Origin of the sequence: Duganella sp. BJB1802 (genome assembly GCF_013369445.1) — a bacterium.
GTDB lineage: Bacteria > Pseudomonadota > Gammaproteobacteria > Burkholderiales > Burkholderiaceae_D > Rugamonas > Rugamonas vulcania_A.
Genome location: NZ_JABWEF010000001.1, coordinates 125,375 through 138,322, shown reverse-complemented (window position 1 = coordinate 138,322; position 12,948 = coordinate 125,375). Strand labels below are relative to the sequence as shown.

General features: G+C 65.7%; 12 protein-coding genes. 6 read left to right on the top strand and 6 right to left on the bottom strand.

Features of this window, described 5'->3' with window-relative positions:
* Positions 1-144: 144 nt before the first annotated feature.
* From HUX88_RS00665 to panB, 6 genes are all read left to right on the top strand, one after another.
* Positions 145-1,233, top strand: coding sequence for an AI-2E family transporter (locus HUX88_RS00665; protein ID WP_117014017.1), 1,089 nt, complete (start codon positions 145-147; stop codon positions 1,231-1,233).
* 48 nt (positions 1,234-1,281) lie between these two features.
* Positions 1,282-1,968, top strand: a complete 687-nt coding sequence (hda, locus tag HUX88_RS00660) for a DnaA regulatory inactivator Hda (protein ID WP_176360485.1) — start codon at positions 1,282-1,284, stop codon at positions 1,966-1,968.
* Between the two features lie 11 nt (positions 1,969-1,979).
* Positions 1,980-2,651 carry an HAD family phosphatase gene (locus tag HUX88_RS00655; RefSeq protein WP_176360484.1) on the top strand — a complete coding sequence of 224 codons (672 nt, stop codon included), beginning with the start codon at positions 1,980-1,982 and terminating at the stop codon, positions 2,649-2,651.
* Positions 2,644-4,035, top strand: a complete 1,392-nt coding sequence (pcnB, locus tag HUX88_RS00650; RefSeq protein ID WP_176360483.1) for a polynucleotide adenylyltransferase PcnB — start codon at positions 2,644-2,646, stop codon at positions 4,033-4,035. Before HUX88_RS00655 ends, pcnB begins: the two co-directional genes overlap by 8 nt.
* A gap of 16 nt (positions 4,036-4,051) precedes the next feature.
* Positions 4,052-4,603 carry a 2-amino-4-hydroxy-6-hydroxymethyldihydropteridine diphosphokinase gene (folK, locus tag HUX88_RS00645; RefSeq protein ID WP_217916182.1) on the top strand — a complete coding sequence of 184 codons (552 nt, stop codon included), beginning with the start codon at positions 4,052-4,054 and terminating at the stop codon, positions 4,601-4,603.
* 95 nt (positions 4,604-4,698) lie between these two features.
* Positions 4,699-5,550, top strand: coding sequence for a 3-methyl-2-oxobutanoate hydroxymethyltransferase (gene panB, locus HUX88_RS00640; RefSeq protein ID WP_229219136.1), 852 nt, complete (start codon positions 4,699-4,701; stop codon positions 5,548-5,550).
* Here the strand turns inward: panB and HUX88_RS00635 are convergent.
* The 6 genes from HUX88_RS00635 to HUX88_RS00610 all read right to left on the bottom strand — a co-directional run bounded on the left by HUX88_RS00635 (position 5,547) and on the right by HUX88_RS00610 (position 12,926).
* Positions 5,547-5,795, bottom strand: a complete 249-nt coding sequence (locus HUX88_RS00635) for a type II toxin-antitoxin system Phd/YefM family antitoxin (RefSeq protein ID WP_176360481.1) — start codon at positions 5,793-5,795, stop codon at positions 5,547-5,549. The two genes, panB and HUX88_RS00635, sit on opposite strands and share 4 nt — an antisense overlap.
* Positions 5,796-5,888: 93 nt before the next feature.
* Positions 5,889-7,256: an aspartate aminotransferase family protein gene (locus HUX88_RS00630; protein ID WP_176360480.1), complete on the bottom strand. Its 1,368-nt coding sequence runs from the start codon at positions 7,254-7,256 to the stop codon at positions 5,889-5,891.
* Between the two features lie 2 nt (positions 7,257-7,258).
* A complete protein-coding gene (locus HUX88_RS00625) occupies positions 7,259-8,596 on the bottom strand; it encodes a glutamine synthetase family protein (RefSeq protein ID WP_176360479.1) in 1,338 nt (445 codons plus the stop codon).
* Positions 8,597-8,604: 8 nt separating this feature from the next.
* Positions 8,605-9,984, bottom strand: a complete 1,380-nt coding sequence (gene glnT / locus HUX88_RS00620; protein ID WP_176360478.1) for a type III glutamate--ammonia ligase — start codon at positions 9,982-9,984, stop codon at positions 8,605-8,607.
* Entirely contained in the window at positions 9,966-11,453 is a 1,488-nt protein-coding gene (locus tag HUX88_RS00615; protein WP_176360477.1) for an aldehyde dehydrogenase, read from the bottom strand. The genes glnT and HUX88_RS00615 overlap by 19 nt, the downstream gene beginning before the upstream one ends.
* Before the next feature lie 21 nt (positions 11,454-11,474).
* Positions 11,475-12,926 (bottom strand): aspartate aminotransferase family protein, encoded by a 1,452-nt coding sequence (locus HUX88_RS00610; protein WP_176360476.1) that lies wholly within the window; start codon positions 12,924-12,926, stop codon positions 11,475-11,477.
* Positions 12,927-12,948 lie beyond the last annotated feature (22 nt).

The window sequence follows — 12,948 nt, the reverse complement described above, 5'->3', positions numbered from 1 at the left end:
AGGCGGTAAAATAGAAGGCGGAGACCTGTTTCGTAGTAAAAAACCACGAAAATGCGCAAAAAGCGACGCAACAACCCGGTCAATCCGCTATTTTATCAAAATGCCCCGTCCAACAGCCGTTTTTAACCATCTAAATCACTTTCCATGCCATTTCCCCTCTCGGTAGAGCAAAAGCAAACGGCATTCTGGGTAGCGATCTGGGCGGCATTCTTCCTCCTGCTGGTCACTTTGGGACCGGTGCTGACGCCCTTCCTGGCCGCCGCCATCATCGCCTACGCGCTCAATCCGGGCGTCGACTTCCTCGACCATCTGCGCCTCGGCCGCCTGAAGATGCGGGTGCCGCGCGCGCTGGCCGTGCTGGTGGTGGTGGTGCTGTTCTTTGGCGCCATCGGCGCGCTGGTGCTGATCGTGGTGCCGGTGCTGCAGAAGGAAATCCCGCTGCTGCAGGCGCAGATCCCCGCCTTCCTGGCCAAGGCCAACGACCTGCTCGGCCCCAAGCTGCAGGAAATGGGCGTCAAGGTGCGCCTCGACAGCGCCGGGATCAAGAAACTGGTGTCGCAGCAGATGGCCAGCAGCGGCGAGGAGATCTGGACCGCCGTGCTCAATTCGGCGCGCGTGGGCGGCACCGCGGTGCTGGGCTGGATCGCCACGCTGGTGCTGATCCCGGTGGTGCTGTTCTACCTGCTGCTGGACTGGCACCCGATGCTGGCCCGCATCGCCGGCTGCGTGCCGCGCCGCTGGATCGGCGCCACGATGAACATGGCCGAGGAAGTCGACACCCTGCTGGCCCAGTACCTGCGCGGCCAGCTGCTGGTGATGTTCGTGCTGGCGGTGTACTACTCGGTGGCGCTGGCCATCGCCGGCTTCGACGTCGCCCTGCCGGTCGGCATCATCACCGGCCTGCTGGTGTTCATCCCCTACCTGGGCTTCGGCTTGGGCCTGGTGCTGGCGCTGATTTCCGCCGTGCTGCAATTTACCGACTGGAGCGGGGTGATCGCGGTGGCCGTGATCTACGGCGCCGGCCAAGTGCTGGAGGGCTTCTTCCTCACGCCGCGCCTGGTGGGCGAGCGCATCGGCCTCAATCCGCTGGCGGTGATCTTCGCGTTATTGGCCTTCGGCCAGCTGTTCGGCTTTGTCGGCGTGCTGCTCGCCTTGCCCGCTTCGGCGGTGCTGATGGTGGCATTTAAGCATCTCCGCCGCCACTACCTGAGCAGCAGCTTCTATAATGCATGACGTGAAACAGAAAAACGTTATGCAAAAGATCATAAACAGGCGAACGCCATGAAACAGCTGGTGCTCGATTTAGGCGCGGACCAGGCGCACAGCCTCGCTTCGTTCGAGGTGGGACAGAACGCCGAGGCGGCGGCGCTGATGGCGCAGTTCGCCGACCGCACGTCGCGCGAGCACTTCGCCTACCTGTGGGGCGCGGGCGGCGTCGGCAAGACCCACCTGCTCAAGGCCCTGGCCAGCGCCGGCGGCGAGGCCGAGCAGCTGCGCGCGCGCTACATCTCGCCGTTTTCCATCGAGTCCGAATTCGTCTACTCGCCGGAGGTGGACCTGTACCTGCTGGACGACTGCGAGAAGCTGTCGCCGCTGGCGCAGATCGACGCCTTCGCCCTGTTCAATGAAATCCGCGCCAACCACGCCTTCATGGTGTGCAGCGGCGCGTTGGCGCCGGCGGTGCTGCCGGTGCGCGAGGACCTGCGCACCCGCATGGGCTGGGGCCTGATCTACCAGATCCACGGCCTGACCGATGACGAAAAGGTGGCCGCGCTGACGGCCGCCGCCACCGCCCGCGGCTTGACGCTGTCGCCCGGCGTGATACCCTACTTGCTGTCCCATTTTCAGCGCGACATGCGGTCGCTGTCGACGATGCTGGACTCGCTGGACCAATATTCCCTGGAAACCCAACGCCCGATCACCCTGCCGCTGCTGCGCGAGTGGTTGCAGGCGGAAGCTAAAGAATGACGAAATCCTGCATGAACTTAGCCTTATTTGACCTCGACCACACGCTGCTGCCGATCGACTCCGACTACGAGTGGGGGCAGTTTTTGGTCCGCATCGGCGCCGTGGACGCCGCCGAATTCGCCCGCCGCAACGATGAATTCTTCGCCCAGTACCAGGCCGGCACGCTGGACCCGGTGGAATACCTGGAGTTCTCGCTCGGCACCCTGGCCTCGTTCCCGCAGGAGCGCCTGAAGGCCATGCAGGAGCAGTACATGGCCGAAGTGGTGCTGCCGGCGATCCGCCCGTCGGCGCGCGCGCTGCTGCAAAAGCACATCGACGCCGGCGACCTGGTGGCCATCGTCACCGCCACCAACCACTTCGTCACCGCGCCGATCGCCAAGGCGCTGGGCGTGGAGCACCTGATCGCGGCCATGCCGGAGGTGGATGCCGACGGCAAGCCGACCGGCAAACTGCTCGGCACCCCGACCCAGGGCGCGGGCAAGGTCACGCACACCAAGGCCTGGCTGGCGAAGATGGACAAGAAGCTGGAAGACTTCGGCACCGTCCACTTCTACAGCGATTCGCACAACGACCTGCCGCTGATGTCCATCGTCAGCCACCCGGTGGCGACCAACCCCAACGCCGCACTGAAAACGCACGCCACAGCCCAAGGCTGGCCATTAATTGACCTATTCAATGATTAAGAAACTGATCCGCAAAATCCTCGGCACCAAGAGCAAGGCCCGCGACACCAGCACGCCGGTGGTGCTGGGCCCCGAAGCCCACGGCATCGACCCGCGCCTGCTGTCGTCGAACGCGGTGCGCGTCACCAGCACCCTGCAGGAAGCCGGCTACGAAGCCTTCGTGGTCGGCGGCGCCGTGCGCGACCTGCTGCTGGGCGTGAAGCCGAAAGACTTCGACATCGCCACCAACGCCACGCCGGAGCAGGTCAAGCGCCTGTTCCGCCGCGCCTTCATCATCGGCAAGCGCTTCCAGATCGTGCACGTGATGTTCGGCCAGGACCTGCTGGAGGTGACCACCTTCCGCGGCACCACGCTGGACAACGCGCCCAAGGACGAACATGGCCGCGTCCTGCGCGACAACACCTTCGGCTCGCAGGCGGAGGACGCGGTGCGGCGCGACTTCACCATCAACGCCATGTACTACAACCCGGCCAACCAGCAGGTGCTGGACTACCACGGCGGCATCGAGGACATCCGCGCCAAGACGCTGCGCATCATCGGCCAGCCGGAGGCGCGCTACCGCGAAGACCCGGTACGCATGCTGCGCGTGGTGCGCTTCGCGGCCAAGCTCAAATTCACCATCGAGCCGAACACCGGCGCACCGATTCCGGTGATGGCGTCGCTGATCGACAACGTGCCTGCGGCGCGCGTGTTCGACGAGATGCTCAAGCTCCTGATGAGCGGCCAGGCGCTGGCCTGCCTGCAGCAGCTGCGCAAGGAAGGCCTGCACCACGGCCTGCTGCCGCTGCTGGACGTGGTGCTGGAGCAGCCGCTGGGCGCCAAGTTCGTGACGCTGGCGCTCGATTCGACCGACGCCCGCATCCACGCCGGCAAGACGGTGTCGCCGGGCTTCCTGTTTGCGTCGCTGCTGTGGCACCAGGTGCTGGAGAAGTGGACCGCCTACCGCGCCGCCGGCGAGCAGACCATTCCCGCGCTGCACCTGGCGGCCGACGACGTGCTCGATTCGCAGACCGAGAAGTTGGCCTTGCAGCGCAAGATCGGCTCCGACATGCGAGACATCTGGTCGATGCAGCCGCGCTTCGAGCGCCGCACCGGCAAGTCGCCGCACAAGCTGCTGGAGCACCTGCGCTTCCGCGCCGGCTACGACTTCCTGCTGCTGCGCTGCGCCTCGGGCGAGATCGACGCAGAGCTGGGCGAATGGTGGACCGCGTTCTATGAAGGCGACGAAGCCACCCGCGAAGACCTGATCGCATCGGCCAACCAGCCGGCAGGCGGCGGCGCCAAGCGCAAACGCGCACCGCGCCGCGGCAACCGCAGCAAGGGCGGCGCCGAGGGCGGCAACGCTGGCGGTTCCGGCGACGGCGGCCAGGGCGGCGGCGACTGAGCATCGCCATCGCATCATGAACGACATCAGCACCAACGGCAGCCCTTCGGCCGCGCTCACCGCGCAGCCGGATGACGGCGCGCCGTTCGCCTTCACCATCGCCTACATCGGCATCGGCGCCAACCTGGGCGACGCGCGCGCCAACGTGGCGGACGCGCTGGAGCGCCTGCAACGCCTGCCCGGCTGCACGCTGATGGCGGCGTCGGGCCTGTACCGCACCGCGCCGATCGACTCCAGCGGCGACGACTACATCAACGCCGTGGCCCGCATCGCCACCACGCTCGACGCCGAGGCGCTGCTGCAAGCGCTGCACGGCATCGAGCAGGCGCATGGCCGCGAACGGCCCTACCGCAACGCCCCGCGCACGCTGGACCTGGACCTGCTGCTGTACGGCGACCAGCGGATCGCCAGCGCCACGCTGACCGTGCCGCATCCGCGCATGACCGAGCGCGCCTTCGTGCTGGTGCCGCTGCTGGAACTGGCGCCGGCCATCCACATCCCCGGCAAGGGCGCGGCGCAGCAGTATGCCGCGTCGGTCACCGACCAAGGCATCAGCCCCATTATTTGACTCCCCTGCACGCGATAGTATTCGGGACTACACTATCGAGTTGCCATCACATCTTTAAAGGATTTCCCATGTCTGGTTATTTGCAAGGAAACGAAATGGCCGCGAGCCACAAGCCTGCCGCCACCACCGCACCTGCACCGGCCAAAGCGGTCGCCAACAAGGCAGTCACCATCCCCACGCTGGCAACCCTGCGCGCGGCCGGTGAAAAGATCACCATGCTGACCTGCTACGACGCCAGCTTCGCCTCGCTGATGGACCGCTGCGGCGTCGAGATCCTGCTGATCGGCGATTCGCTGGGCATGGTCTGCAACGGCCACCAGTCGACGCTGCCGGTGACGGTGGCGGAAGTGGCCTACCACACGGCGGCCGTGGCGCGCGGCAGCAAGTCCGCGATGATCATGGCCGACCTGCCGTTCGGCGCCTACGGCACGCCGGAAACCGCGTACGCCAACGCCGTGCAACTGATGCAGGCCGGCGCGCACATGGTCAAGCTGGAAGGCGGCGCGTGGCTGGCCGAGACGGTACGCTTCCTGACGGACCGCGCGGTGCCGGTCTGCGCCCACCTCGGCCTGACGCCGCAGTCGGTGCATCAGCTGGGCGGCTACAAGGTGCAGGGCAAGACCACCGAAAGCGCCGACCTGTTGAAGGCGGACGCGTTGAAGATGCAGGCGGCCGGCGCCGCGATGGTGCTGCTGGAGGCGATCCCGGCGCAGTTGGGCAAGGAAGTGACCGAGCTGCTGGCGGTGCCGACGATCGGCATCGGCGCGGGTCCTGATTGTTCGGGCCAGGTGCTGGTGATGCACGACCTGCTGGGCGTGTTCCCAGGCCGGAAAGCGCGCTTCGTGAAGAACTTCATGGAAGGCCAGACCAGCATCGACGCCGCCGTCACCGCCTACGTCACCGCCGTCAAGGACGGCAGCTTCCCGGCGCTGGAGCACTGCTTCTAAAACAGGCGGGTGCGGCTACGCTTGCCAGCTTTAAGCTGCTCGAACGACTCGGTCAGCCGGCGGCTGTTCTTCGGAGAGCGAAGGAGGTACAGCGTTTCCTGAATGCTGTTGAAATCGGCCAACGACATCATCACCACAGGTTCGCCGCCTCGGTGAGTGATGACTGTCGGCGTGTGGTCCGCACAAACGCGGTCCATGGCTTCGTTCAGTCCGGCCCGTGCCTCGCCAAAAGTTAAGATGTGCATGGTAACAGCTACCTTTCCTTCGGAACTGTGGCGTGCGCCACCAACAACACGATAAATCATTGTACAAGTGTTGGATTTTTTTGGAAGACTTGGTCAGCCAAATAACAATTGTCTGATGCAGTCTTCGAATGCATGCAGCAGGCGTGTCACATCGCTTTCGGCGGTGGCCGGGCACACCAGCAGCATGTTGTGGAACGGCGTGATCAGCAGGCCGCGGTTGAGCAGGTAGAGGTGGATGATCTGCTCAAGGTCGCCGTCCAGTATCGCTTGTGCCTGCGTGCCGTTTTGCGGCGCGGTGGGCGTGAACTGGAATTCGGTGCGGGCGCCGATCTGGGTCACGCACCACGGCAGCTTGTGCCGCGCAATCACGGCGCGCAAGCCTTCCGCCAATTGGGCCGCCAGCGCGAACATGTGGCGGTAGGCGTCCTCCGTCATCACCTGTTCCAGGTTGGCGCGCATCGCGGCCATGGCGAACATGTTGGCGCTTAGCGTGGTGCCGACGCCGGAGTGGCCTGGCGGTGCACTGCGCTTGGCCTGCTCCACGCGCCGCGCCAGCTCCTCGGTAAATCCATACACCGCGCAGGGAATGCCGCCGCCGATCGGTTTGCCGACCACCAGCGCGTCCGGCTGCATGCCGTGCGCCTGCGCGTAGCCTCCGGGACCGCTGCTGATGGTGTGCGTCTCGTCGATCACCAGCAGGCTGCCGTGGCGCTTGATGAGCTGCTGCGCGGCTTCCCAGTAGCCCGGCTGCGGCAGCACCATGCCGATGTTGGTCATCACCGGCTCGGCCAGCACGCAGGCGATGTCGCCCTGCTTCAGCGCCGCCTCCAACGCCGGCAGGTCGTTGAACTCCACCACCACCGTATGATCCGTCAGCTTGTGCACCTGGCCGAGCAGGCTGTCGCGCTGCGTCGGCACGCCGTCGACCAGATCGACGAACACGTCGTCCACCGTGCCGTGGTAGCAGCCGTTGAACACCAGGACCTTGCCGCGCCCCGTGGCGGCGCGCAGCCAGCGCAGCACGAAGCGGTTGGCGTCCGACGCGGACAGGGCGAACTGCCAGTACGGTAGCCCGAAACGCCGCGCCAGTTCCGCCGCCACCGGCGCGGCATCCTCCGACGGCAGCATGGCCGTGTAGCCGCGCGTGGCCTGGCGCGCTATCGCCTGCGCCACCGGCTGCGGCGCGTGGCCGAACATGGCGCCGGTGTCACCGAGGCAGAAGTCGATGTATTCGTGGCCGTCGGTGTCGCGGAAGCGCGCGCCGGAGGCTTCGCTCACCGTCAGCGCGAATGGCGTGGACCAGTCGTTCATCCAGTGCATCGGCACGCCGAACAGCAGATGTTGCGCGGCCTGCCCCGCCAATCGCGCCGACTCGGGATTGCGCGCGATGTAGCTGGCGCGTTCGGCGGCGGCCAGCGCTTGCGCGCGCGGCCAGTTCACTCCGTCGCGGGTGCTTGCCATGGTCACACCAGCAGCATCAAGTGCTCGCGCTCCCAGGAACTGATCACGCGGCTGTAGGTGGCGAATTCGAGCTCCTTCACTTCGCAGAAGGCCTGCACGAACAACTCGCCCAGGATCTCGCCCAGCGGCCTGCATTCGCGCAGGCGCAGGATGGCATCCTCCAGATTGCGCGGCAGCTGGTCGTGCACATGCTCGGCGCTGTCGGCGGTTGGCGGCGATGGCGTCAGCCCTTGCGTCATGCCCAGATAGCCGCAGGCCAGCGTGGCCGCCATCGCCAGGTAGGGATTGACGTCCACGCCCGGCACGCGGTTCTCGACGCGCCGGTTGACCGGCGCGGAGTTCGGAATGCGAATGCCGCAGGTGCGGTTGTCGTAACCCCAGTGGACATTGGTCGGCGCCGACATGAAGCGCGACAGCCGGCGATACGAATTCACATGCGGCGCAAACAGCAGCGTGGCCGCCGCCGTGTACTGTTCCAGTCCGGCGATATAGTTGAAGAACAAATCGCTTGCCTGGCCGTCGGCGCCGCTGAAGATATTCTGTCCGGTCGCCGTATCGAGCACGCTTTGGTGGATGTGCATCGCGCTGCCTGGCTCCGTCTCCATCGGCTTGGCCATGAAGGTGGCGAAGATCCCGTGCCGCAGCGCCGTCTCGCGCACCGCGCGCTTGAACAGGAAGACGCGGTCGGCCAGCTCCAGCGCCTCGCCATGCGTGAAGTTGATTTCCATCTGCCCAGCGCCGGCTTCGTGGATCAGCGTCTCCACGCCCAGTTCGTGCTGCTTGCAGAAGGTGGAAAGCTCAAGGAAGAAGGGGTCGAAATCGTTGACGGCGTCGATCGAATACGACTGACGGCCGGACTCCGTCTTGCCGCTGCGGCCCAGCGGAGGCGTGAGCGGCTCGTGCGGATTGCTGCTGCGCGCGACCAGGTAGAACTCCATCTCCGGCGCCACCACCGGTTGCCAGCCGCGCTCCGCATACAGCTTGAGCACCTTGCGCAGCACCGCGCGCGGCGACAGGCCGACCGGCGAGCCGTCGAAGTTCTGGCAATCGTGAATCACCAGCGCGACATTCTCGGCCGCCCACGGCACCTGCCGCAGCGTGTTCAGGTCCGGCACGCAGATCATGTCGGGATCGGTGGCGCCGACGTAGGGCATGTTGTTGGGCTGCTCGCCGTTGACGGTGTTGAGCAGCACGCTCTTGGGCAGGCGCATCTCGCCCTCGCTGAGGAAGAGATCCTTGGGCAGTATCTTCCCGCGCGCGATGCCGGTCATGTCGGCGATGACGCACTCCACCTCGTGGATGCTGCGCTCGCGCAGGAAGTCTTTCATGGCCTGGCTCATCGTTGCTCCTAGAAGCGGTCGAGATAGCGCCTGGTTTCCCATGCGCTGACGTGTTGGCTGTATTCGATCCATTCGGCGCTCTTCAGCGCCGCAAACTCGTTGACGACGTTCGTGCCCAGCGCGGCGGCCAGCACGGTGTCCGCCTTCAGCGCGGCGGCGGCTTCGCCCAGGTTCTGCGGCAGCAGCTTCAGGCCCGCTTCCGCGCGCGCCGCGTCGGACATTTCATACACGTCCTGGTTGACCGGCGCTCCCACCTCCAGCGCGTGATCGATGCCGTCCAGCCCCGCCGCGATCACGCCGGCCAGCGCCAGGTAGGGATTGGCCGAACTGTCGGGCAAGCGCCATTCGATGCGCCGGTAGACCACGCGCGCGACCGTGGTGCGGTTGTTGTCGCCGTAGCCGATGAAGGCCGGTGCCCAGCTGGTGCCGGACAGCGACTGCCCGCACATTAATCGTTTATACGAATTGACCGTCGGCGCGCACAAGGCCGTCAGCGCGGGCGCGTGACGCAGCAGGCCGGCCAGGAAGTGGTAGGCCAGCGAAGAGAGGCCCAGATTGCGCCCGCCCTGCTCTTTCTCTTCGCCCAGCGCGAACAAGGGTTTGCCGGCGACATTCGCCAGCGACAAGTGGAAATGCAGCCCGCTGCCGGGCCGCTCGGCGAACGGCTTGGGCATCATCGAGAACAGCATGCCCTCCTCTTCGGCGATGTGCTGGCCCGCCATCTTGAAGAGCATGAAATTGTCCGCCGCCTTGAGCGCGTCGGCGTACTTGTAGTTGACTTCGAACTGGCCGGTCGCGTCCTCGTGGTCGACCTGGAACACGCCAAGGCCGCACTGGTCCAGCGACGCCGTCAGTTTTTCGATGAAGCCGCGCCGGCGCAGCAGGCTTTTGGTGTCGTAGGATGGCTTTTCCAGTGCGTCGGCGGCTTCTGCGTCGTAGCCATTGGCGCCTTTTTGCAGCAGGAAGAATTCCGGTTCCAGTCCCGCGTTCAGGGTCCAGCCGCGCTGCGCCAGCCGCTCCACCTGCTTGCGCAGCACCTGACGTGGGCAGGCGTCGAACGGCTCGCCGGCCACATGGCCGTCCAGCGCCACGCGCGCGTAGCCGGGCAGCCAGGGCATGATCTTCAAGGTGGAGAGATCGGCGCGGCCATAGTACTCGGAGCGCGGGCCGTTGCGCGGCAAGCCCGTGCCCCAGATCGACGGCCCCGAAAAGCCCGCGCCCGGCGACACGATATCGTCCAGATGCGCCAGCGGTATCAGCTTGCCTTTCGCGGCGCCGTGTATGTCCGTGAACTGCGCGAAGACGAAGTTCACGCCCTTCGCCGCCAGCTCGCGCTGCAATTCCTCCGTCGAACGGGAGGTCGTGCCGTCTAGCCGATTTGTATCCATGTGGTTTTCAGCTCGGTGTATTTGTCGAAAGCGTGCAGCGACTTGTCGCGGCCATTGCCGGACTGCTTGTAGCCGCCGAACGGCACGGTGATGTCGTCGCCGTCGTACTGGTTGACGTGCACGGTGCCGGCACGCAGCGCGCGCGAGGTCTGGATCGCCTTGCTGATGTCGGCCGTCCACACGGCGGCCTGCAGGCCGTAGGGCGTGGCGTTGGCCTGCTTGACGGCGTCCTTCACGTCGGTGAAGCTCAGCACCGACAGCACCGGCCCGAAGATCTCTTCACGCGCGATGGTCATGCCGCTGTCGACCTGGTCGAACAACGTTGGCTCGACGTAGTAGCCGCCGGTGTCAGTGCGCGCCTGGCGGCCGCCGGACAGCAGCTTGGCGCCGCCCGACTTGCCGGCTTCGATGTAGCCCATCACGGTCTTCAATTGCGTGGCATCGACGATGGCGCCCATGACGGTGTTCTCGTCGAGCGGATCGCCGGGCTGGAATGCCGGCATCATCGCCATCGCCTTTTCGAGGAACCGGTCCTTGATCGACGCTTCCACGAACAAGCGCGATGGCGCGTTGCAGCTCTCGCCCTGGTTGAAGTAGATGGAGCCGATGGCCGCCTGCACCGCCTTGTCCAGATCCGGGCAATCGGCGCAGACGATGTTGGCCGACTTGCCGCCCAACTCGGTCCACGCCCGCTTCAGGTTGGACTGCCCGGCCATCTGCAAGATCTGCTTGCCGACGCGAGTGGAACCGGTGAAGCCGATGCAGTCCACGTCCATGTGCAGGCCGAGCGCGGCGCCGGCCTCGTGGCCGTAACCCGGCAGCACATTGAACACGCCCGGCGGAATGCCCGCCTCCAGCGCGATCTCCGCCAGCCGCAGCGCCGTCAGCGGCGACTTCTCGGACGGCTTGAGCACCACGCTGTTCCCGGCGGCCAGCGCCGGCGCGATCTTCCACGCGGCCATGATCATCGGGTAGTTCCACGGCACGATGGCGGCCACCACGCCGACCGGCTCGCGCGTGATCAGCGCCAGGCTGTTGGCCGCCGTCGGCGCGATCTCGTCGTAGATCTTGTCGATCGCCTCGCCGTACCAGCGCAGGCAGTTGGCGGTCGCGCCCACGTCCACGCTCTGGCTGTATTTGATCGGCTTGCCCATGTCGAGCGTTTCAAGCAGCGCCAGTTCGGGACCGTATTTCTGCACCAGGTCCGCGAACTTGATCAGCGTGCGCTTGCGCTGCGCCGGCGATTTTCCGGCCCAGCGGCGGTCTTCGAAGGCGGCGCGCGCGGCGGCCACCGCCAGATCCACATCGGCGCCGTCGCAGCGGGCCACCATGCCCAGCTTGCGGCCGTCGATTGGCGACAGGTTCTCGAACTGCTGTTCGGATTTGGCCCAGACGCGCTCTCCGCCGATGAAGGCGCGGCCGTCTATTTGCAGGCTGTTCGCCCGCTCGTGCCAGGATGTTGTCGTCATATTCGTCTCCTCCTTCAGGATTTACAGCCAGCCGCGCTGCTGGAGGTCCGCGTACGTCAGGTCGAGGCAGTGGCGGATCAGCGCCACCATCTCATCGATCTGCGCGCAGGTCATCACCAGCGGCGGCGCGATGATCATGCGGTCGCCGACGGCGCGCATGATCATGCCGTTGTTGAACATGTAGCCACGGCAGACCATGCCCACCGCCAGCTCTTCGTCGAACGGCACGTTGTCGTGCACGGTCGCGCCTTTGACGCGCACCAGGTTCAGGCCCGCGACGAAGCCGCAGCTGTCGGCATAGCCAACCAACGGATGATCCGCCAGCTCGGCAAAACGCTTTTTCAGGTACGGCCCGGTCTCGCTGCCGACGCGCTCGACCAGCTTCTCGTCCTCGATGATGCGGATGTTCTCCAGCGCCGCCGCGCAAGCGACCGGATGGCCGGAGTAGGTGAAGCCGTGATTGAACTCGCCGCCCTTCTCGATCAGCACATTTGCCACGCGATCGCCAACGAGCACGCCGCCCAGCGGCACGTAGCCGGAGGTGACGCCCTTGGCGAAAGTGATCAGGTCCGGCTTGATGCCGAACAGCTCGGACGCGAACCAGGTGCCCAGCCGTCCGAAGCCGCAGATCACCTCATCGGCGATCAGCAGGATGCCGTACTTGTCGCAGATGCGCTGGATCTCCGGCCAATAGGTGGCCGGCGGAATCACCACGCCGCCCGCTCCCTGTACCGGCTCGCCGATGAAGGCCGCGACCTTGTCCGGGCCGACCTCCAGTATTTTCTTCTCCAGCCACGACGCGGCCTCGATGCCGAATTCGTCCTCCGTCATGCCACGCCCGGATTCCAGGTAGTTCGGCTGGCCGATATGCACGATGCCGGGAATCGGCAAGCCGCCCTGCGCGTGCATGCCGTCCATGCCGCCCAGCGAGGCGCCGGCCACCGTGCTGCCGTGGTAGGCGTTGTGGCGGCTGATGATGGTGTGGCGCTCCTTGTAGCCCAACACGTCCCAATAGCGGCGCACCATGCGCAGATTGGTGTCGTTGCCTTCCGAGCCGGAGCCGGTGAAGTAGACGTGGTTGAACTGCGGCGGCGATATCTTCACCAGCTTGGCCGCCAGCTCCACCGCCGGGATGTTGGTGGTGTTGAAGAAGCTGTTATAGAACGGCAGCGTCTCCATCTGCCTGTAGACCGCCTCGGAGATGGTGGTGCGGCCGTAGCCGACGTTGACGCACCACAGGCCGGACATGCCGTCCAATACCTTCTTGCCCTGCGAATCCCACAGGTAGATGCCCTCGCCGCGCACCATCACGCGCGCGCCCTTTTCGCCGAGCGCCTTGTGGTCGGTGAAGGGGTGCATGTAGTGGGCCGTGTCCAGCTTCTGGATGGCGGCGGTGTCATACACTTCCGGACGCGCGGCGGCCTTCACCGACGCGACCAATGCGGCGCTGGGCGCCAATGGGTTGTTCGACATGATGGTTCCTATCTCAAAATGA